The organism is Pseudomonas sp. B26(2017), assembly GCF_002113045.1.
In the GTDB taxonomy this organism is placed as follows: Bacteria; Pseudomonadota; Gammaproteobacteria; order Pseudomonadales; family Pseudomonadaceae; genus Aquipseudomonas.
In genome coordinates this window covers 230,018-250,560 of sequence record NZ_NEJJ01000003.1, presented here as the reverse complement: position 1 = coordinate 250,560, position 20,543 = coordinate 230,018, and the positions used below count along the sequence as shown (strand labels likewise).

The window sequence follows — 20,543 nt, the reverse complement described above, 5'->3', positions numbered from 1 at the left end:
CCATGCCCCACTATTTCGACGATGCCCATCGCCAACAGATCGAAACCCTGCGTCAACGTTTCACAGCCCGTACCGACTGGCCGACCTGGTTGCTGCTGATTGGCGTGTATGCCGGCTGGTTCGCCCTGATGCTGGGCAGCAATTGGCTTGGCGTCTGGTGGAGCACGCTGCTGCTGATTCCATTGCTGGTGCTGTGGCTGTCCGTGCAGCACGAGTTGCTTCACGGTCATCCGACGCGCTGGACCTTCGTCAACAAAGTCCTCGGCTATGCGCCGTTTGCGGTGTGGTATCCCTATACGCTCTATCGCGACAGCCATTTGCAGCACCATCGCGATGAAGACCTGACGATTCCTGGCCTCGACCCCGAAAGCCGCTACCTGAGCGCCGAGCGCTGGCAGGGCAGTTCGCTGTTCGAACGCAGCCTGCACTGGCTGAACAAAACCGTATTGGGCCGATTCATTCTTGGCGCGCCGCTGGCGTTGCTGGCGCTGGCCGGTGAAGAATTGCAACGACTGAAAAGCCGCGAGCGCCAGGCCTGGCTGATGTGGCTGACCCACGGCGCCCTGGCCGTGCTGATGCTGTTTTTCATCGCCCGCTACAGCGTGTTGCCGGTCTGGCATTACCTGTTTTTGATCAGCGTGCCGGCGCTGTCGATTGCGATGGTTCGCTCTTACTATGAACACCGGCCGCACACACAACCGGAACAGCGCACGGTGCTCAACGAAGCCGGGTGGCCTTGGCGCTGGCTGTTCCTGAACCTGAATTTCCACCTCGTGCACCACGATTTGCCGAAGCTTTCGTGGTACGACTTGCCCAAGGCCTACCGCATGCGTCGGGAGCAATGGGTGGCGCGCAGCGGTGGATTTCTGGTGCAAGGTTACGGGCAACTGTGGCGCCAGCACGGCATCAAGCCGATCGACAGCCCGCAGCATCCGTTTATTTGAGGCCAGCATGACGTCAGGTTACGCAGAACTGTTGATGTACATCGCCCCCGCGCCGATCCGCGCGGCCAATGAACAGTGGCTGGCGCGGATTCTCGAGCACTTGGGCTATTCGCGGATCAGTGCCGAAGGTTTGTCGCTGCCGGAGCTCTGGCTGTCGCCGCAACTGCTGCTGACCCAGACCTGCGGGTACCCGCTGATGACCGCACTGCGCAGGCAGGTGAGGATTGTCGGCCGTCCGCGCTACGAATTGCCGGACGCCACGGCCGGCAATCATTGCAGCCTGATCCTTGCCCGCGCCGATGATCCGCGCCGACATCTGGCGGAGTTCTTCGACAGTCGCGGAGTGATCAACAGCGAAGACTCCAACAGCGGCATGAACCTGTTGCGTCAGCGTCTGGCGCCATTGCAGCGGGACGGGCAGTTTTTTGCTTCGGTGGGCATCAGTGGCGGCCATCGCGAAAGCCTGCGCTGGTTGCGCGAGGACCGTGCCGATCTGGCGGCCATCGACAGCGTGACCTTCGCGTACCTGGCGCAGTACGCCGTTGAAGAGGTCATTGGATTGCGGGTGTTGGCGCGCAGTGCGTTCAGCCCGACCTTGCCCTTTATCACCGCCGCCAGCACGTCGGACCAGCAGATCGAACGCTTGCGCCGAGCCATGAACCGCAGCCTTCAAGACCTGCCCGAGGTGGCCCGCATCCTCGGCTTGTCCGAAGTCCTGCCTGCCAGCGAAAACGATTACCTCATCCTGCTGGATTACCAGCGCGAGGCCGAAGAACTGGGTTATGGCCGCTTGCGTTAGGGCTCTCTATTAATTCACTAATGGAATATAAGAATTCTTTTTAAGTATTTTTAACGCATAAGGCACCTTGCTAGGATCGCGCCACCGGACGACCGGACATTCAGCGACCCTTGACCAAGGAGCCCCCATGTCCGGCGCCGACTCATCCCATCGCAATCATGTGAACACGTTGTTTCGCGACCATTACCCGTGGTTGTGCACGCGTCTGCGTCGGCAATTGAATGATGCGGCCACGGCCGAAGACATCGCCGCCGAAACCTTCGCGCAACTGCTCGAAGCCCCGGACCTGACCGCCATCCGCGAACCCCGCGCCTTGCTCACCACCATCGCCCGACGCCTGCTGTACGAACGCTGGCGGCGCGGCGATCTGGAGCGTCGGCATCTCCAGCAACTGCGACAGAGTGACCTTGATCACGGGCCGTCCCCAGAGGAACTGGCCGACCTGTCACAGAGCCTCAAACATCTGGACCGGACGCTCCAGCGCCTGCCGGGCAAAGTCCGTTCGACCTTTCTGCTGGCGCGCATCGACGGCCTGACCTACCCGCAAATCGCTGCCGAACTGGGCATCTCCCAGCGTTCGGTCAGCCTGTACATGACCCGCTCCCAAGCCCTGTGCAACCGCCACAGCGCCAATCAAACCCTGATTTCCTCCCAGAACAAGAGGTCCGCATGAGATCGATCAAAACCCTGCTCGGCAGTTCGCTGCTGGCCCTGACCCTGACGACCGGGCATGTTGGCGCCGCGGAAACGAGAGCGCCGATCCACTTCGGTGACATCACCTGGGAAAGCGGCAGTTTCATCACCGAAGTGTTGCGCCTGATCGTCGAGAAAGGCTACGGCTACCCGACCGACACACTGCCGGGCAGCACCGTCAGCCTGGAAGCGGCGCTGGCGAAAAACGATATTCAAGTGATCGGTGAAGAGTGGGCAGGGCGCAGTCCGGCGTGGGTCAAGGCCGCTGCCGAAGGTAAGGTGTTCGGTCTTGGCGACACCGTGAAGGGCGCCACCGAAGGCTGGTGGGTGCCGGAATACGTGATCAAGGGCGACCCCGAGCGCGGGATCAAACCGCTGGCGCCGGAGCTGAAATCGGTGGCCGACCTGCCGCGCTACAAGGATGTGTTCAAGGATCCGGAAGACCCGAGCCGCGGGCGTTTCCTCAACAGCCCGACCGGCTGGACTTCGGAGATCGTCAACAGCCAGAAGCTCAAGGCGTATGCGCTGAACGACAGCTTCGTCAACTTCCGCACCGGTTCCGGCGCGGCGCTGGATGCCGAGGTGGCGTCGTCGATCAAGCGCGGCAAGCCGGTGCTGTTCTATTACTGGTCGCCGACGCCGTTGCTCGGCCGTTTCAAACTGGTGAAGCTGGAAGAACCGCCGTTCGACGCCGAAGCCTGGAAAACCCTGGCCGATGCCAGCAACCCAAACCCGAAAGGTACCCGCTCGATGCCGGCGAGTCTGGCGATTGGCGTGTCGGCGCCGTTCAAGACGCAGTACCCGGAACTGGTGACGTTCTTTGAGAAAGTCGATTTGCCGATAGATCTGCTCAACCAGACCCTGGCCGGGATGAGCGAAAAGCGCCAGCAACCACGCCAGGTGGCCGAAGCGTTTCTGCGCGATCAACCGCAAGTGTGGACGCCTTGGGTGCCGGGTGATGTGGCGAGCAAGGTGAGCGGGAGTCTGTAATTCTTTTCTGAAATTTCTGTAGTGCTGCACCGTCGCCATCGCGGGCAAGCCCACACAGGTATTACGCTGACTTGAACAGCGCGTAGAACCTGTGGGAACGGGCCTGCCCGCGAAAGTGGTAGATCAAACAAAACACATTCGCTGAACCGTTTCTTTTCCGCTTCCTGTCCGAATTCACTCAATGCTGGCCGACTAGTGGCCTTGCGCAAAGCATTGCGCTGTCTATGCTCATTCATAACTAACTATGTCGAACGCCTTCAGTGTGGTTCGACCGCTAGCAGTTACCGATCTCAAAGCTGCCAGAGTGCGCAATCCAAGGCACCGACACTTGACCGACAAGGAGCTGTTTTTAAAGGGAAGTTCTTCTGCATGTTAGGAATGGCCCGTCACCGGGCTATCAAGAGAAGGATGTCTTGATTAGAGCGTCGCCGCATGGACCCTCCGATTGATCATCGTTTATCACCTGACAACTTCCTCCTGTGGAGGAATGCGTGTGCCTGTTCCGTGGAACGTAGTGGTGGATTCTGAAAGACCTGAACTTTCATCAAATCAAAAGACTGCGCTCAAGGTGATCGAGACATGTTCAACCTACATCACAAGGCTGACCTGCAGGAAATCGAACGCTTCAGTTGTGCCCTGACCGAAGCCAACGCCAAGTTGGCGGCGATCAGCCGTTCGATGGCAATGATCGAATTCACTCCCGAAGGCATCGTGCTGGATGCCAATGACAACTTCTGCAAGACCATGGGCTACAGTGCCGAAGAAGTGCGTGGCAAACATCACCGGATCTTTTGTGAAGAAGAGTTCTATCGCAGCGAGGAATACGCCAAGTTGTGGCGTGACCTGGCCCGGGGTGAACCCATCAGCGGTACTTTCCTGCGCTTGAACAAGAGTGGCCGGGAGATCTGGCTCGAAGCCAGTTACATGCCGGTGTATGGCCCGGACAAACAAGTCCGCAGTGTGATCAAAGTGGCGTCGGACATTACGGCGCGCGTGAACAAGGAAAAGGAAGAGGAAAGCATGCTGGCCGCGATCGGCCGTTCGATGGCGGTGATCGAGTTCACCCCGGAAGGCAATGTGATCTCGGCCAACGACAACTTCCTCAAGACCATGCAGTACTCGCTCAACGAAATCGTCGGCCACCATCACAGTCTGTTCTGTCACCGGGCCGAAGCCGAATCCGCGCAGTACAAAGCGTTCTGGGCTTCGCTCAATCGCGGCGAATATCACTCGCACCGTTTCGAGCGCAAGAACAAGTCCGGGCAGACCGTCTACCTCGAAGCCTCGTACAACCCGCTGTTCGACGCCAAGGGCCGGTTGTACAAAGTGGTGAAGTTCGCCAGCGACATCACCCACCAGATGACCACCTTGCAGACTGCTGCGGAATCGGCCCACAGCACCTCGGTACAAAACGACGCCTGCGCGCAAAAAGGCTCACAGGTCGTGCAGCAAACGGTGCAGATCATTCAGGACATTTCTCGCGATCTCAATGAAGCGGCGCTGAGCATCGATGCGGTCAGCAAGCAGTCGGACATCATCGGCACCATCGTCCAGACCATTCGCGGGATCGCCGACCAGACCAACCTGCTGGCGCTCAACGCGGCCATCGAAGCGGCGCGGGCGGGTGAGCACGGACGCGGTTTTGCGGTGGTGGCGGACGAAGTGCGCAGCCTCGCGGCGCGGACCAGCCAGGCGACCCTGGAGATCGTCGATGTGGTGCGCAAGAACCATGAGTTGTCACTGAGTGCGGTGTCGAGCATGCAGTCGAGCCTGAGCCGCACCGGGCTCGGGGTGGAACTGGCGAACGAGGCGGGCGACGCGATCCGTGAGATTCAGCAGGGCTCGCGGCATGTGGTGGATGCGATCAGCCAGTTCAACGAGACGTTGCAGCTGAACTGACTGATCGCAACATCCGAAAAACCTGTGGGAGCGGGCAAGCCCGCTCCCACGGGTGTCAGTGCTTAATCCGATTCAACCGGCAGCAGTCAGAGTGCGGCGAGGAACTTGTCAGCCGACTCGTCGCTGATCTTCGCCGAATTGGCGTCTTGCTTGTTCTGCTTCTCGGCTTCGGCCAGCTTCATCTTGTCCTGCAGGCGCTCGGCGATCTCTTTGCCGATGGCCAGTTGTTTCTCCGGCGGCATGGCTTTGATGTCGTCTTCGGTCAGGCCCATTTCCTGGAGGATACTGTCGCGCAAACGCTGTTCCGGCGTCTTGCTCATGTAGTCCTTGAACTCGTCCAGCGCCGATGAACCTGAGGATTTGGTCGGCGAGTTATCGGAGGTTTGCAGGGCGACGCGGGTCTTGGCGAATGCCTCGTCGACGTTGTCGCTGATGCGCGTGGCTTCGCTGACTTGCTGAGTGGCGAGTCGGGTGGCCGACTCTTGCACCTTGGCGGTGGCTTCGGCGGTTTGCGCCTGTGTCTGGGCTTGCAGGGTTTGCAGCATTGCGCCGTGCAACCCGCCTTGCAGGCCGGCAGCGGCGGTGGTGGTTGCATCATCATTCAGGTGCTTGGGCAGATGGATGATTTGCTGTTGTTTTGCACTGACCAACATGATGGATAGACCTGTAGGTAATGGCTGTCAGTCCTACGCCAGCAAATACCGTGCCTTTCGAGAAAGTCCTTTTATTTCAGCGATTTGGGTTCTGGCGTGGCCCGATGAAGCGGTCATCCCTTGCCGGTGGGCGGCAGAGGATGACCGTTGTCCGTCAGCGATGGGCGATGTTTTCCAGCGCCAGGTTGCGGGTGCGGGGGCCGAAATAGCCGATGGTCAGCATCACGATCAGCATGCTGACAACGATGAACGCCAGCACGCCCGGCGTGCCGAAGTGGTCGAGGAACAGACCGATCAACAGGCTGCTGAACACCGTCGACAAACGACTGAATGAATAGCAGAAGCCCACCGCCCGGGCGCGGATGTTGGTGGGGAACAGTTCGCTCTGATAGGAGTGATAACTGAAGCTGAGCCAGGCGTTGCAGAAGGTGATCATCACTCCGCAGAAGATCAGGCCGAAGGCGCTGGTCTGCAGGGCGAACAAGGTACCGAAGGTCATGGCGCCCAGCGCCGAGCCGACGATCTGCCACTTGTTCTCGAAGCGGTTGGCGAATTTCACGAACAGCAACGGCCCGAGCGGGTAGGCGAGGGTGATGATGAACGCGTACATCAGGCTGTGAGTGACGCTGACACCCTGACCGGAAAGCAACGCTGGCAGCCAGTTGCCGAAGCCGAAGAAACCGATGGCCTGGAAGATGTGGAAGGCGATCAGCATCAGCGCGCGGCGCCGGTACGGTGGTTGCCAGATATCAGCGAAGCGGCCCTTGCCTTCGACGTCCACGGGCACGGCTTGCGGTGCGTCCAGTGGTTGACGGTGATCTTTCTCGCAGCGTGCTTCGATGCCATCGAGAATCCGGTTCGCTTCATCGAAGCGGCCATGCTGGGCCAGCCAGCGCGGCGACTCCGGCAGACGCTTGCGCAGCCACCAGATGAACAACGCAAACACCGCACTTGCCAGCACCACCCAACGCCAGCCGGACACCCCGAACGGCGCCTGCGGCACCAGCCACCAGGACATCAGCGCCACCGCCGGCACCGACAGGAACTGCACGAAAAACGCGAAGGCAAACGCCGAACTGCGCATGCGTTTGGGCACCAGTTCCGAGAGGTAGGCGTCAATGGTTACCAGCTCGATGCCGAGGCCGATGCCCACCAGAAAACGCATGCAGATGATCCCCAGCGCCGAACTCTGCACGCCCATCAGCACCGTGGCGACGGTGTACCAGACCAGCGCGAACGTGAAGATCGCCCGCCGCCCGAACCGATCCGCCATGGGGCTGAGCAGACTGGCGCCGAGAAACAGGCCGAGGAACGTCGCCGAGGCGAACGCGGCCTGATCGGAGAAACCGAACACGCCCTGATTGCCGGTGGCGAAGATGCCGTCGCGGATCAGCCCGGGGCTGATGTAGGCGGTCTGGAACAGGTCGTAGAGTTCGAAGAAACCACCGATCGACAGCAGCGCCACCAGCCGCCAGATTGTGGCGACGGCCGGGAGGCGGTCGATGCGGGCGGAAATCTGTGCGGCGCGTATCGGGTCGATGCCGTCGCGTTGTGCGGCGGGGGCATGTGCAGTCATGGGCTGATCCATTTTTTATTGATGGAAAAGCTTAGCCTGCTATCGGAAATCAAGGATTGTTTATATCGGCGGTTGGCGCGGAAAAACCGCCGATTTCTTGCAATATCTGCTTACCAATTAACGATTTATGTCGCGGGCTGCGGATCCGGCAATGCCGAGGCCGGAAGGCCGAACACTTTATCGAACAGCCAGTTGAAGGCGAAGGTGTAGCAAGGGATGAACACGATCAGCGCCAGATCCAGCAAAAAGGCCTGCACAAGGCTGATCTTCATCCACCACGCGATCAGCGGAATCAGGAACACGATCAGCGTCAGCTGGAAGCCGACGGCGTGGGCAATGCGCCGTTTCACCGTGCGGGTGCGTGACACCTGACGGCTTTCCCAACGCTCGAACAGCGAGGTGTAGATGAAGTTCCAGGTCACGGCGATGGTGGTAATGATCACCGCCAGCGGGCCGGTGCTGCCGGGCGAGGTGCCGGACAGCAGCGCCAGACCGAGGGCCGAGAAGGTCATGCCGATCACTTCATAGAGCGACACATAGACCAGTTTGCGTTTGACGCCTTGCATGGGAATTGCCTCTTTCTTGCGACTTGTGGCCAGTGGGACTGGCGAAGGCGACGAAAGATAGCTTCAATTGAGGTGACAGAAAAAGTAAGTAGCTTTCAGTTTTATTGATAGGTGTGTGAAGTGAATTTCAACAGCGAAAGCATCGAACTGTTTCTCGCCGTGATCGAGCGCGGCTCGTTTTCCGCCGCTGCCAGAGCATTGGGTAAAGTCCCGTCGGCGGTGAGCATGGCCATCGGCAATCTGGAGGCCGAACTCGGCTATGCGTTGTTCGACCGCCGTCACCGCGAACCGCAACCCACGGCCATGGCGCTTTCGCTGGTGCCTCACGCGCGATTGATCGCCGATCAGCTCAAGCAATTGCAGGTGCATGCGGTGCAGTTGTCGCTGGGTCTGGAGAGCAAATTGTCGATCGGCGTGGCGGCGGATATTGATCGTCGACGGTTGTTGGCGGCCATCAGGGAGATCAGCGAGCGTCATCCGTTGCTCGATATCGAAGTGCTGACTGCGCCGCAGGACGATGTGCTGGCGATGCTTCACAGTGGCCGGGTCAGCGTGTGCCTGGCGTTCGCCGGGTTGAGTGTGAACGTGCTGGAGCGCTTTCAGTTTGTCGGCAGTGAGCGAATGATTGCGACGCTGGCGGCGGACAGTCCGCTGTTGCAGGGGCAGGATCTGTTTCTCGAGGATCTGGTGCATGTGCGGCAGATCGTGGTCGGCAGTCGTGATTTGCCGATCAGCGAAACACGGCCGCTGGTGGCTGAATCCCACTGGCGCACCGACAGCCTGGAGACGGCGCTGGAGATGGTCGAGGCGGGTTTGGGTTGGGGCAATTTCCCGTTGTCGGTGGTGCAGCCGTGGCTCGATAACGGGCGATTGAAACGGCTGAATTTCCGCAACATCGAAAACGGCCTGGTGCTGCCGGTGCATGCGGTGTGGCTCAAGAGCCAGCCGTTGCAGAAGGGGGCGGCGGCATTGGTTGAAATACTCGGCCGGTGATCGTTCCCACGCTGTGCGTGGGAATGCAGTCCGGGACGCTCCGCGTCCCTTCCAGAGCCGAACGCAGAGGTCAGGTGCTCTCGCGGATTTTCAATTCGAAGCCCATGTCCTCGACCGGCCGCGCCACGCTGTTGCCGGCCATCAGCGTCAGCATCTGTTCCGCCGCACGCCGGCCGATGGCTTCACGCGGGGTGTTGATGCTGCTCAGGCGCGGCACCATGTGCTCCGACATCGGCAAATCGTTGAAGCCGAGGATCGCCACTTGTTCGGGGATCCTGATTCCGTTGCGCAGGGCCTCGAGCAGGGCGCCCTGAGCCAGGTCGTCGTTGCCGAAGAAGATCGCATCGACATCCGGATGCGCCGCCAGCAATTGCAGAAACAACTCGCCGCCCAGGCCCACGGACGATGAACGCGGGGTCAGCACTTCCAGATCCGGGTCGTAACGACCAGCCTTTTGCAGTGCTTTGCGAAAGCCTTCGCCACGCAGCAACGTGCGCTGATCGAGCTGCGCGCCGATGTACGCCAGACGCTTGCGGCCACGGGACAACAAATGTTCGGCAGCCGTTTCGCCGGCGCTGAGCTGTGAGAAACCGACGCAATTCACCCCGGCGGCGCTGTCCAGCTCCATCATGTACACGCAGGGAATGTTGCTGGCCTCGATCATCCGCCGCGAACTTTCGGTGCGGTCGAAACCGGTCAACAGGAGGCCGCGTGGCTGATAGGCCATGTAGTTGCGCAGCAGGTTTTCTTCTTCATCGCGCGAGTAGTGGAAGTTGCCGATCAGCACTTCGAAGCCCTTGGGCGTCAGCACCCGATGAATGGCTTCCAGGGTGTCGATGAACAACAGGTTGGACAGCGAAGGCACCAGCACCACCACCGAATGGCTCTGGGCCGAGGCCAGGGCGCGGGCGGCGGGGTTGACCACGTAGTTGAGTTCCAGCGCGGCTTTCTGGACTTTTTCCACCAGTTCGGTGGCGACCGTGCTGACCCCGCGCAGGGCGCGCGAGGCGGTAATCGGGCTGACGCCGGCCAGACGGGCGACTTCGTTGAGGGTGGGACGGCCGGTGGTGCGGGTGTTTTTATCGTTTTTAGGGGTGGTCATCGGGCGGCTTGCCAAACAAAAATCAAGGCACTAAGGTAGCGCTGTCCTTATGCAGCTGCAAATGCGTAAGCGAGGTCCTGCCTGATCCTCGCTTTTTAGCGTACCGACAAAACCTGCTGCAACCCAAAAAAACGACAAGAAGGCGTCGGCAACTTCTGCCTGTGCACTAGAGTCATAGCTAGCAAAGGTAGCGCTGTCTGCGCGCTGAGGTGTTACATGAATCATCCCATCACCGCCCTGGTCATCATGGGCGTTGCCGGTTGCGGCAAGACGTGCGTCAGCCAGGCCCTGTGCCAATTGAGCGGCGCCACTGCCATTGAAGGCGATACTTTCCATCCGGCCGCGAACATCGAAAAGATGAGCGCGGGGATCCCCCTGAACGACGAAGACCGTGCCGGCTGGCTCGACAGCCTGTGCGACGAACTGCGTCGCGTCGACGCCCTGGGCGAACGCCCGGTGCTGACCTGCTCGGCCCTCAAGCACATTTACCGCGAACGCCTGCGCAGCGCCTTGCCGGGCCTGGGCTTCGTATTCCTTGAATTGACGCCTGAAGTCGCCGCCGACCGCGTTTCCCATCGCCCGGGCCACTTCATGCCGGCCACCTTGATCGAAAGCCAGTTCGCCACCCTCGAATCGCCGGTAGGCGAGCCGTTGACCCTGGCCCTGAATGCTTCGATCCACAGCGTTGAAGAACTGGCGTCGCAAGCCCACGTCTGGTGGCAGGCCCATGGCCTGAAACAGGCGGTATGAGTGTGATTGCGAAGATAGCGCTGTCATTACGGCTTCTGATTAACCCGCTTTAATAACAACAACAAACCAGGAGACACCCCCAATGTTTGGCATGTCCCATGACGCCTACCTGCTGCTTGATGCAGTGGTCACGGTGATCGGGCTTATCGTCCTGATCACCAAGTTCAAGATTCACCCCTTCATTGCCCTGACCATCGCCGCCGCGTTCCTCGGCCTGACGTCCGGCATGCCGATCGGCACCATCATCAAGGCGTTCCAGGACGGCTTCGGTGGCGTGCTCGGTTTCGTCGGCATCATCCTCGCGCTGGGTACCATGCTCGGCAAGATGATGGCCGAATCCGGCGGTGCCGATCAGATCGCCCAGACCCTGATCCGCGCGTTCGGCAAGGACAAGGTTCAGTGGGCGATGATGTTCGCCGCGTTCCTGGTGGGCATTCCGCTGTTCTTCGAAATCGGCTTCGTGCTGCTGATTCCGCTGGTGTTCATCGTGGCTCGCCGCACCGGTGTGTCGATCATCAAGATCGGTATTCCGCTGCTCGCCGGCCTGTCCGCCGTGCATGGTCTGGTACCACCGCACCCGGGTCCGCTGCTGGCCATCGGCGTGTTCGGTGCCGACATCGGCAAGACCATTCTGTACGGTCTGATCGTCGCGCTGCCGACCGCCATCATCGCTGGCCCGATCTTCGGTACGTTCATCGCCAAGCACATTCCCGGTACACCGAATCAGGAACTGGTCGATCAACTGGCCCGTGAGTCGGACTCGCAGGATCTGCCAAGTTTCGGCATCACGCTGGTCACCGTGCTGTTGCCGGTGTTCCTGATGCTGCTGAAAACCTTCGCTGATGTGGTGATGCCGGAGGGTCATTTCTTCCGCACCTGGATGGACATGATCGGTCACCCGATCTCGGCACTGCTGCTGGCGTTGCTGCTGTCGCTGTACACCTTCGGCTACAAGCAGGGCATCGGTTCTCAGCAGATGCTCAAATGGCTCGACGCGAGCCTGGCGCCGACTGCCGCGATCATCCTGATCATCGGTGCCGGCGGCGGTTTCAAGCAGATGCTGGTGACCAGCGGCGTGGGCGACGTGATCGGCCACATGGCGGTCAGCGCGCAAATCTCGCCGATCCTGCTGGCGTGGCTGGTGGCGGCGGTGATCCGCATCGCGACCGGTTCGGCCACCGTGGCGACCATCACTGGCGCGGGCATTGTGGTGCCGGTGGTCGGGATGATTCCGGGCGTGAATCGTGAGTTGCTGGTGCTGGCCACCGGTGCTGGCTCGCTGATTCTGTCCCACGTTAACGACGCCGGTTTCTGGCTGGTGAAGCAGTACTTCAACATGACTGTGGCCGAGACCTTCAAAACCTGGACGGCGATGGAAACCATCCTGTCGGTGGTTGGCCTGGGCTTTATCCTGTTGTTGTCGCTTTTCGTCTAACGGCGAATCGCAGACACAAAAAAACCGCAGCGATGCGGTTTTTTTGTGGGTGCAATTCGCGAGTGATCGTTCCCACGCTCCGCGTGGGAATGCCTCAATGGACGCTCTGCGTCCGCTTTCGGCAGGGACGCGGAGCGTCCCGGGCTGCATTCCCACGCGGAGCGTGGGAACGATCAGGTGGGGAGGAGGCAGTTACTTAGTGCCCAGGCCATCCGCCCGGAACATCCCGCGAATCCCGCGGACCGCCTGACGAATCCGGTCCTGGTTTTCGATCAGCGCGAAGCGCACGTGATCGTCGCCGTACTCACCAAAGCCGACACCGGGCGAGACGCAGACCTTGGCCTCGGCCAGCAGCTTCTTGGCGAACTCCAGCGAACCGAGGTGCGCGTAGGCTTCGGGAATCTTCGCCCAGACGTACATCGAAGCTTTCGGGTTCTCGACCATCCAGCCCAGTTCATGCAGGCCCTTGACCAGTACGTTGCGGCGCTGGCGATACTGCTCGGCGATGTCACGCACGCACTGTTGATCGCCTTCCAGCGCAGCAATCGCGGCCACCTGCAGCGGGGTGAACGTGCCGTAATCGTGGTAGCTCTTGATCCGCGCCAGCGCGCTGACCAGTTCCGGGTTGCCGACCATGAAACCGATGCGCCAGCCCGCCATGTTGTAGCTCTTGGACAGGGTGAAGAACTCCACTGCAATGTCCTTGGCGCCCGGCACCTGCATGATCGACGGGGCTTTCCAGCCGTCGTAGACGATATCGGCGTAGGCCAGGTCATGCACCACCAGCACGTCGTACTGTTTGGCGAGGGCGATCACCCGCTCGAAGAAATCCAGTTCCACACATTGCGCGGTCGGGTTGGACGGGAAGCCGAGGATCATCATCTTCGGTTTCGGGATCGAGCCGCGAATCGCCCGTTCCAGTTCGGCGAAGAAGTCCACGCCCGGCACCAGCGGCACCGACCGCACCTGGGCGCCGGCAATCACGGCACCGTAGATGTGAATCGGGTAGCTCGGGTTCGGCACCAGCACGGTGTCGCCCTGGTCCAGGGTCGCCAGCATCAGATGCGCCAGGCCTTCCTTGGAACCGATAGTGACGATGGCTTCGCTTTCCGGGTCGATCTCGACCTCGTAGCGTTCCTTGTACCAGTTGGAGATCGCCCGACGCAGGCGCGGAATGCCCTTGGACGTGGAATAACCGTGGGTGTCTTCGCGTTGTGCAACCTGCACCAGTTTTTCAACGATGTGCGGCGGCGTGGCGCCGTCGGGGTTGCCCATGCTCAAGTCGATGATGTCTTCGCCACGACGTCGGGCGGCCATCTTCAGCTCGGCAGTGATGTTGAAAACGTAAGGGGGGAGTCGATCAATGCGCGCAAAGCGGCGCGGCGAACCTTGTTCAGCCATTGTTGCCTCGGATAACGTAAGCGCCCGGAACCGTCCGAGCGACGCTGGTCACTGCGGTGACCTGTGGCGGAAGATAAGGGCAGCGATGGCTGACTGTCCAGCGTGCACGACAACAATTTTTTCCCAAGGAAAACGGTTAATGGAATTCACCAGTGGCTTCTTGCTGAGCCTTTCGCTGTGCCTGGATATCGGCGTGGCCAACATCGCCATGATCACTTTGGCCATGCAGCGCGGCTATTTTCAGGGCTTCGCATTGGGCCTCGGCACCTGCGTCGGCGACCTGATCTACGCGGTGCTGGCGCTGGCCGGGATGACCGTTCTGCTGCAATACGAAACCGTGCGCTGGGTGCTGTGGATCGGCGGTTCGGCGTTGTTGATCTACTTCGCGGCGAAGATGATCCATTCGGCGATTCATCACGAAGCGCAATTGGCGGCGACCGCCGAAGTCGGGCAGAACTCCCATCGCAAGGAGTTCTTTCGCGGGATTTTTCTCGCCATGTCGTCGCCGAGCGCCATCCTCTGGTTCGCGGCCGTCGGCGGCACCTTGATCGCCCGCTCCGGTGGCGGCGGTCCTTTGAGCTCGGCGCTGTTCCTCGGCGGTTTCTTGTGCGCCGGGCTGCTGTGGTCGGCGGGGCTGTGTTTCGCCGCGAGCCACGGCGGCAAGTTGCTCGGCGACAAGCTGCTGCGCTATTCCTACCTGGCATCTGCGGCGATCTTCTGCTATTTCGCGGTCTACGTGATCGTATCCGGTTATAACGAATTCGTCGGTTCAGGCGCCGCCGAGGCCCTGCATACGCTGTAAATGTGCGAATCGGGTTTGGCTTCTATACTCCCAGCCGAACCCACTTTTTTCGTTCAAGGAGTCGCGTCATGGATGAGCAAAAACGCGTCGAAGTGGCTGAACCTCGCTTCGAACATGGGCACTTCCTGCTGATTGCAGGTTTTCGCGATCGCTTTACCAAAGAGACCGTTCAGGACATCTCCGCGCTGTGGGAAAAACTGATCCCGCACATCGGAAGCATTCCGGGTCAAAAGGGCGAGGTGACCTACGGCGTTTGCAGCAATTTCGACGGTAACGGCGGTTTCGATTACATGGCCGGGGTCGAAATCAGGAAGCTGGATGACTTCCCGCAGGAAAAGTATCCGTGGATCGAAATCCTGCCGCGTCAGTACGCAGTGTTCGAACACAAGGGGACGCTGGATCAGCTGCCGCAGACCATTGACTACATCTACAACACCTGGCTGCCGGCGTCTGATTACAAAGGGCTCAACGCCCCGGAGCTGGAGCGCTACAGCGCCGACTTCAACCCGAAGCTCAATACCGGCAAGCTGGAAATCTGTGTCCCGGTCGAAAAGAAAACCTGATCGACAACCGGCAGCGCGAACCCGCTTCGCGCTGCCGGTCGAGCCTTATTTGCCCTTGATCCGTCGTGCCCGCAACAGGTCGATGCCCAGGGTGATGAAACCGAAGACACTGATGCCCAACACCATCAACAAACCGATTTCCACGCTGCTCATAAACGGTTCCCTCCTCGGGTGATCAGAGACAGGCGTCAGAAATAGACCGTCCCGAATCCGAAGAAAAGCGCTTATACGCAGGCTTTACGCCCCCCGCGCGGATCGATATGAACACCTTATTCCTTTATCCTTGGCCGCCTTGTTTCCACTGATTTCGAGCCGCCATGAACACCGTCATCCGCCACGTCACCGCCGCCGACCTGGACCGCTGCTACGCCATCGAAACCCTCGCCTATGAAGGCGACGAAGCCGCGACCCGCGAGAAGATCGCCACGCGCATCGCCACCTGGCCGGACGGGTTCATCGTCGCCGAGGTGGACGGGCAGGTGGCCGGGTTCATCAACTCCGGCGCGGCGTTCGATGTGCAGATGTCCGACGAGGCGTTCAAGGAACTGATCGGCCACGACCCGGCCGGGCCTAACGTGGTGATCATGTCGGTGGTGGTGCACCCGGACTATCAGGGCCAGGGTCTGGCCAAGCGTCTGCTGGGTGAATTCATCGAACGCATGCGCGAGCAGGGCAAGGCAACGATTCACCTGATGTGCAAGGAGCGGCACATCCCGCTGTACGCCGGATTCGGTTTTGCCTATATCAAACCGTCCGAGTCCGACCACGGCGGGATGGCGTGGCACGAGATGATCCTGACCCTCTGAGGAGAAGCCCCTGACCTGATCGTTCTCACGCAGCGCGGGAACGATCAACGGGTGGGTCGGTAGAGCATGTCGCGCACCCGCGCCTTACTCTCGATCATCGTTGCTCCCCAGACGATTAGAAGAACAACCCCATCCGCCGCTCGTAACCGATACGGCCCTTGTACGCTTCGCCGCTGTCGACGAAGCCGTACTTGGCGTACAGCGCAATCGCGGCGTCGTTGTCGGCGTCCACCGACAGTTCCAGCCCTTTGATTTCCGGCCATGCCTCGCGCGCAACTTCTGGCAGCGCCAGCAGGCAGGCCTTGCCATAGCCCTTGCCCTGGGCGCGGTGATCGACCTGCAACGCATGCAGGGTGGCGCTGTGTTCATCGGCCCATTCCGGCAACGCCGGCGGGCGCTTGAGCAGCAGGAAGGCCACCGGCACGTCTTCGGCCAAAAGCGCGAATCCCTTCACGCCTGGGCCGGGTTTGGACAGCAGCGTGTGCAGGGCGCCGTGGATGTCGCCGGAGAATTTGATCTGCTCGGGGTGGATTTCAATGGCCTCGACCTGTTGGCGTTGGGCGGCGTTCAGGCTTTCGTAAGGTACGAGTCGGGCTGACACGGGAATTTCCTTTTCCTGCAAAGATGAGCCTCGGATTCTAGCGATTTTGGCTTCTTCGGTAATTTTTTGTTTCGGTTGTCGATCCGGCCAATCGCCGAACGACTAAGGGTGTCTTCACAACAAAAACCAGGGAGAAACCCCATGAGTACGCAAGCGCAGATTCAAGCCGTGATCGACACCTACCGTCAGGCCGTCATGACCAAGGACGTGGACAAGGTCATGACCCTTTACGCCGACGACATCCTCTCGTTCGATGCGATCAAGGCCCTGCAATTCAAGGGCAAAGAGGCCTACCGCGCCCACTGGATCGCCTGCATGGAAATGTGCCCCGGCCCGCACATCTTCGAATTCCACGAAATCACCATCGAGACCGGCGACAACCTCGCCTTCGCTCACTGGGTCGCCAACTGCGGCGGGACCAATGAAAAAGGCGAAACCCAGAGTTGCTGGATGCGCGCCACTGCCTGCTATCGGCTGGTCGGCGATGCCTGGAAAATTGCCCACGAACACTGGTCGGCACCGTTCGATCCGATGACTGGTGCGACCCTGTTCGATGCGAAACCCTGATCTTCAGCCATAGTTGATCCGTCCGATTCAGGAGAACGCCATGAAGTATTTATGCCTGGTCTACAGCGACGAGCGCCTGCTGCATTCATCGCCCGACAGCCCGGAAGACGCCGAGTGCTGGGCCTATGCCGAGTCGATCCAGGGCAGCGGGCGGATGGTCGCCGCCGAAGCGCTGGAGTCGGTGCAGACCGCCACCACGGTACGCATGCGCAACGGCAAGCTGTCGATCACTGACGGCCCGTTCGCCGAGACCAAGGAGCAGCTGGCCGGTTTCTACCTGATCGACGCGCGGGATCTCAACGAGGCGATTCAGGTCGCCGGGAACATTCCGGCGGCCCGGGTCGGCAGCGTCGAAGTGCGTCCCGTGCGCCAGTTGAATGTCTGAGGTCAGGGCGCGGGTCGAGCAGGTCTATCGCGAAGACTCGCGGCGGATCCTCGCGACCCTGATCCGCCTGCTCGGCGATTTCGACCTCGCCGAAGAAGCCTTGCACGAGGCGTTCTTCGTCGCGGTCGAGCGCTGGCAGCGTGACGGCGTGCCGGACAATCCGCGGACCTGGCTGGTGTCCACCGGGCGTTTCAAGGCCATCGACGTGTTGCGCCGTCGCGCCCGGTTCAAGGCCTCGCAACCATTGTTGCTGGCGCAACTGGAAGAACTGGAACAGTCCGAATGGGACGCTGAAGACGTGGAAGACGATCGCCTGCGCCTGATCTTCACCTGCTGTCACCCGGCGCTGGCGCCGGACGCGCAAGTGCCGCTGACCCTGCGTGAAGTCTGCGACCTCACCACCGAAGAAATCGCCCGCGCATTCCTCTCGGCCCCGGCGGCGATTGCCCAGCGCATCGTGCGGGCCAAGGCGAAGATTCGCGACGCGAAAATCCCTTATCAAGTACCGAGTCTGAGTGAGTTGCCCGAACGCCTCGACAGCGTGTTGCGGGTGATTTATCTGGTGTTCAACGAAGGCTACTCGGCGTCCGGCGGCGCCCAGGTGACCCGCGAGGATTTGACCCGCGAGGCGATTCGCCTCGGGCGGTTGTTGCTGGAGTTGTTGCCGGACCCGGAAGTCATGGGGTTGCTGGCGTTGATGCTGCTGCATGAGTCGCGGCGGTCGGCGCGCTCTTCTCCGGATGGTGAGTTGATTTTGCTGGATGACCAGGATCGTAGTTCGTGGAATGCCGAGCTGATTGCCGAAGGCTGCAATTTGGTGGAGAGGGCGCTGACCACCGGACGCTTCGGCCCTTATTGCCTGCAAGCGGCAATCGCGGCGGTGCACGCCGAGGCGCCGACAGCAGAGGCGACGGACTGGGCACAGATCGTCGGGCTGTACAACGTTTTGCTGCGGGCGGTGCCGTCGCCGGTGATCGAGTTGAACCGGGCGGTGGCGGTGGCCAAGCGCGACGGGGCGCTGGCCGGGTTGACCTTGATCGAGGGGATTCTGCAGCGCGGGGAGCTGCAGGATTACCACCTGGCGCATTCGGCACGGGCGGAGTTTTGTCGACAGTTGGGGCGGGTCGAGGAGGCTCGGGCGGCTTATACGCGGGCGCTGGAGTTGACGCGGCAGGAGCCGGAGCGGCGGTTTATCGAGGGGCGGCTTAAAGCACTGGACTGATCCGAAAGGATCGTTGGCAATATTGGCCTCTTCGCGGGCAAGCCCGCTCCCACAATTGGAATGCGATCAAATGTGGGAGCGGGCTTGCCCGCGAAGGGGCCATTTAGGTCTGTAACAATGGATCAGGCCTGCTGACGCGTAGCAGCCATCACAATCTCGCGAATACAAACCCCCTGCGGCTGCCCATACGCATAGGCAATCGCCGTCGCCACATCTTCGGCGCTCAGCACCGTGCCGCCCATGTCCTGCTTCCACGCCTGATACCCGGTCTTGATCGCCTCATCCGTGGTATGGCTCAGCAATTCGGTCTCCACCGCACCCGGCGCAATCGTGATCACGCGCACGTTATGCGGCGACAACTCTTCACGCAGGTTCTCCGACAACCCGTGCACCGCAAACTTGGTGCCGACGTACGCCACATGGTTGGGGAAGGTCTTGCGCCCGGCCACCGAGCTGACGTTGATGATGGTGCCGTGCTTGCGCTCGATCATCCCGGCCACCACCGCGTGTACGCCGTTGAGCAAACCTTTCACGTTGACGTCGAGCATCTGGTCCCACTGCGCCGGGTCCTGTTTGCTCATCTCGCCCAGCAGCATCACGCCGGCGTTGTTGATCAGTGCATCGGCCGGGCCGAACTGCGCTTGCGCCTCGGCAACAGCGGCCAGCAACGCGGCGCGGTCGGTGATGTCGACGCGGCGGTTGAGGGTGTTCGGCAGTGCCAGTGCTTCAAGGCGTTCGATGCGCCGGGCCAGCAACAGCAGAGGATGGCCGGCAGCGCTCAAGCGGCGAGCGGTGGCTTCGCCGATGCCCGAGCTGGCACCGGTGATGATGATCAATGGCTTGCCCATGGTTGAACTCCTGAAATAAGAAAAACAAATAACCAGATTCGTGGCGCAGTATATTTAGCCAGTTGGAGGCTGAAAAATGCCTTATTCCTCTGTCTGCTATCGGAATCTCCTATGGATATCCGCCATCTCAAAGCCTTCCTCGCCGTATTCGAGGAACGCAATATCACCGCTGCCGCGCAACGGCTGTTCATCAGCCAGCCCACGTTGTCGGTGACCATCAAACAACTGGAAGAAGAACTCGGCGCGCCGCTGTTCGTGCGTCAGCCCCGTGGTGTGGAGGTCAGCGACGAAGCGCGATTGTTGTACCCGCAGGCGCGGCGGATGGTGGCCGAAGCCGAGGCGCTGAGCCGGATGTTTCGCGGTCGCGAAAACCGCGCGCCGCTGACCCTCGGCATCGAGGGCGACATCGCCGGCAGCCACATCGAAGCCTTCGTGCGCATGGCCCATCAGGCGTTGCCCAATCTGCTGCTGACCCTGGAGGAGGGTTGTCACGGCGATGGTCGATTGGCGGTCGAGGAAATGTGCTGCGAGGACGAACTGTTCCTGCCGCTGTGGGAAGAATCCTATGTGATGGCGCTGCCCCTTGATCATCCGATGGCCAACGCGCAGGCCGGCTGGGCGCCGATCGAGGACTGGATCACCTGTCCGCAACATCCGTCCCATCAGCGCTTGATGGCGCTTTATGGGCGGTCGCCGGAAGCCGTGGCGGGGCATGCCGGTTCACTGCAACAGGCGTTGCACATGGTGGCGGCGGGCGTTGGCGTGGCGATGTTGCCGCAGTCGCTGGTCAGCGGGCACGAGTGCATCGTCGTGCGTGCGCTGCACCTGCCGGCGCCGACCCGGCGGGTGGGATTGTGTTACGCGGCGCAGGCGCTGGAGTTGCCGACGATGCGCCGGTTGCACGAGTATTTTCAGGTCAATCGCCCGGCCGCCATCGAGGCGGCCTGA

The 20,543-nt window shown here is 60.8% G+C and carries 22 protein-coding genes and 1 pseudogene; 16 read left to right on the top strand and 7 right to left on the bottom strand.

The window, feature by feature from the left end:
• The first annotated feature begins 2 nt into the window (after positions 1 to 2).
• The 6 genes and pseudogenes from CAF79_RS06450 to CAF79_RS29670 all read left to right on the top strand — a co-directional run bounded on the left by CAF79_RS06450 (position 3) and on the right by CAF79_RS29670 (position 5,325).
• Entirely contained in the window at positions 3 to 944 is a 942-nt protein-coding gene (locus tag CAF79_RS06450; protein WP_085697129.1) for a fatty acid desaturase, read from the top strand.
• Between the two features lie 7 nt (positions 945 to 951).
• Entirely contained in the window at positions 952 to 1,743 is a 792-nt protein-coding gene (locus tag CAF79_RS06445) for a phosphate/phosphite/phosphonate ABC transporter substrate-binding protein (protein WP_085697128.1), read from the top strand.
• A 127-nt stretch (positions 1,744 to 1,870) separates the two neighbouring features.
• Entirely contained in the window at positions 1,871 to 2,416 is a 546-nt protein-coding gene (locus CAF79_RS06440; RefSeq protein WP_085697127.1) for a sigma-70 family RNA polymerase sigma factor, read from the top strand.
• Positions 2,413 to 3,426, top strand: coding sequence for an ABC transporter substrate-binding protein (locus CAF79_RS06435; RefSeq protein ID WP_085697126.1), 1,014 nt, complete (start codon positions 2,413 to 2,415; stop codon positions 3,424 to 3,426). Before CAF79_RS06440 ends, CAF79_RS06435 begins: the two co-directional genes overlap by 4 nt.
• A gap of 579 nt (positions 3,427 to 4,005) precedes the next feature.
• A pseudogene (locus CAF79_RS29675) lies at positions 4,006 to 4,776 on the top strand (PAS domain-containing protein); the annotation flags it as partial.
• Between the two features lie 9 nt (positions 4,777 to 4,785).
• Positions 4,786 to 5,325, top strand: coding sequence for a methyl-accepting chemotaxis protein (locus tag CAF79_RS29670; RefSeq protein ID WP_371320920.1), 540 nt, complete (start codon positions 4,786 to 4,788; stop codon positions 5,323 to 5,325).
• An 86-nt stretch (positions 5,326 to 5,411) separates the two neighbouring features.
• Here the strand turns inward: CAF79_RS29670 and CAF79_RS06425 are convergent, their stop codons facing one another.
• The 3 genes from CAF79_RS06425 to CAF79_RS06415 all read right to left on the bottom strand — a co-directional run bounded on the left by CAF79_RS06425 (position 5,412) and on the right by CAF79_RS06415 (position 8,120).
• Positions 5,412 to 5,978: a hypothetical protein gene (locus tag CAF79_RS06425; protein WP_085697124.1), complete on the bottom strand. Its 567-nt coding sequence runs from the start codon at positions 5,976 to 5,978 to the stop codon at positions 5,412 to 5,414.
• A 154-nt stretch (positions 5,979 to 6,132) separates the two neighbouring features.
• Positions 6,133 to 7,554 (bottom strand): MFS transporter, encoded by a 1,422-nt coding sequence (locus CAF79_RS06420; protein ID WP_085697123.1) that lies wholly within the window; start codon positions 7,552 to 7,554, stop codon positions 6,133 to 6,135.
• A 125-nt stretch (positions 7,555 to 7,679) separates the two neighbouring features.
• Complete coding sequence (locus CAF79_RS06415) at positions 7,680 to 8,120, bottom strand: PACE efflux transporter (RefSeq protein WP_085697122.1); 441 nt, start codon at positions 8,118 to 8,120, stop codon at positions 7,680 to 7,682.
• Positions 8,121 to 8,240: 120 nt separating this feature from the next.
• On the opposite strand from CAF79_RS06415, the gene CAF79_RS06410 reads away from it, so the two are divergent.
• Positions 8,241 to 9,113: a LysR family transcriptional regulator gene (locus CAF79_RS06410; protein WP_085697121.1), complete on the top strand. Its 873-nt coding sequence runs from the start codon at positions 8,241 to 8,243 to the stop codon at positions 9,111 to 9,113.
• Positions 9,114 to 9,183: 70 nt separating this feature from the next.
• Here the strand turns inward: CAF79_RS06410 and CAF79_RS06405 are convergent, their stop codons facing one another.
• On the bottom strand, positions 9,184 to 10,215 hold the full coding sequence (locus CAF79_RS06405) for a LacI family DNA-binding transcriptional regulator (RefSeq protein WP_085697120.1): 1,032 nt from the start codon (positions 10,213 to 10,215) through the stop codon (positions 9,184 to 9,186).
• 216 nt (positions 10,216 to 10,431) lie between these two features.
• Between CAF79_RS06405 and CAF79_RS06400 the strand changes: the two genes are divergently transcribed.
• A complete protein-coding gene (locus CAF79_RS06400; RefSeq protein ID WP_085697119.1) occupies positions 10,432 to 10,965 on the top strand; it encodes a gluconokinase in 534 nt (177 codons plus the stop codon).
• Positions 10,966 to 11,047: 82 nt separating this feature from the next.
• Entirely contained in the window at positions 11,048 to 12,400 is a 1,353-nt protein-coding gene (locus tag CAF79_RS06395; protein WP_085697118.1) for a GntP family permease, read from the top strand.
• 192 nt (positions 12,401 to 12,592) lie between these two features.
• Here the strand turns inward: CAF79_RS06395 and alaC are convergent, their stop codons facing one another.
• Positions 12,593 to 13,801 carry an alanine transaminase gene (alaC, locus tag CAF79_RS06390; RefSeq protein ID WP_085697117.1) on the bottom strand — a complete coding sequence of 403 codons (1,209 nt, stop codon included), beginning with the start codon at positions 13,799 to 13,801 and terminating at the stop codon, positions 12,593 to 12,595.
• Between the two features lie 139 nt (positions 13,802 to 13,940).
• On the opposite strand from alaC, the gene CAF79_RS06385 reads away from it, so the two are divergent.
• The 3 genes from CAF79_RS06385 (at position 13,941) to CAF79_RS06375 (ending at position 15,972) form a co-directional block, all read left to right on the top strand.
• Positions 13,941 to 14,603, top strand: coding sequence for a LysE family translocator (locus CAF79_RS06385; RefSeq protein ID WP_085697116.1), 663 nt, complete (start codon positions 13,941 to 13,943; stop codon positions 14,601 to 14,603).
• 68 nt (positions 14,604 to 14,671) lie between these two features.
• Positions 14,672 to 15,166 (top strand): GyrI-like domain-containing protein, encoded by a 495-nt coding sequence (locus tag CAF79_RS06380; RefSeq protein ID WP_085697115.1) that lies wholly within the window; start codon positions 14,672 to 14,674, stop codon positions 15,164 to 15,166.
• A gap of 317 nt (positions 15,167 to 15,483) precedes the next feature.
• Positions 15,484 to 15,972, top strand: coding sequence for a GNAT family N-acetyltransferase (locus CAF79_RS06375; protein ID WP_085697114.1), 489 nt, complete (start codon positions 15,484 to 15,486; stop codon positions 15,970 to 15,972).
• 115 nt (positions 15,973 to 16,087) lie between these two features.
• On the opposite strand, the gene CAF79_RS06370 is transcribed toward CAF79_RS06375, so the two are convergent.
• A complete protein-coding gene (locus CAF79_RS06370; protein WP_085697113.1) occupies positions 16,088 to 16,573 on the bottom strand; it encodes an N-acetyltransferase in 486 nt (161 codons plus the stop codon).
• A 141-nt stretch (positions 16,574 to 16,714) separates the two neighbouring features.
• Here CAF79_RS06370 and CAF79_RS06365 point away from each other — a divergent pair, with 141 nt between their 5' ends.
• Genes CAF79_RS06365 through CAF79_RS06355 form a run of 3 tightly spaced genes read left to right on the top strand, consistent with a single transcriptional unit; the run spans position 16,715 to position 18,747 of the window.
• Positions 16,715 to 17,140 (top strand): nuclear transport factor 2 family protein, encoded by a 426-nt coding sequence (locus tag CAF79_RS06365; RefSeq protein WP_085697112.1) that lies wholly within the window; start codon positions 16,715 to 16,717, stop codon positions 17,138 to 17,140.
• A gap of 40 nt (positions 17,141 to 17,180) precedes the next feature.
• Positions 17,181 to 17,525, top strand: coding sequence for a YciI family protein (locus CAF79_RS06360; protein ID WP_007951101.1), 345 nt, complete (start codon positions 17,181 to 17,183; stop codon positions 17,523 to 17,525).
• Positions 17,518 to 18,747, top strand: a complete 1,230-nt coding sequence (locus CAF79_RS06355; protein WP_085697111.1) for an RNA polymerase sigma factor — start codon at positions 17,518 to 17,520, stop codon at positions 18,745 to 18,747. Before CAF79_RS06360 ends, CAF79_RS06355 begins: the two co-directional genes overlap by 8 nt.
• 122 nt (positions 18,748 to 18,869) lie before the next feature.
• On the opposite strand, the gene CAF79_RS06350 is transcribed toward CAF79_RS06355, so the two are convergent.
• Complete coding sequence (locus tag CAF79_RS06350) at positions 18,870 to 19,595, bottom strand: SDR family oxidoreductase (RefSeq protein WP_085697110.1); 726 nt, start codon at positions 19,593 to 19,595, stop codon at positions 18,870 to 18,872.
• Between the two features lie 111 nt (positions 19,596 to 19,706).
• On the opposite strand from CAF79_RS06350, the gene CAF79_RS06345 reads away from it, so the two are divergent.
• Complete coding sequence (locus tag CAF79_RS06345; RefSeq protein WP_085697109.1) at positions 19,707 to 20,543, top strand: LysR family transcriptional regulator; 837 nt, start codon at positions 19,707 to 19,709, stop codon at positions 20,541 to 20,543.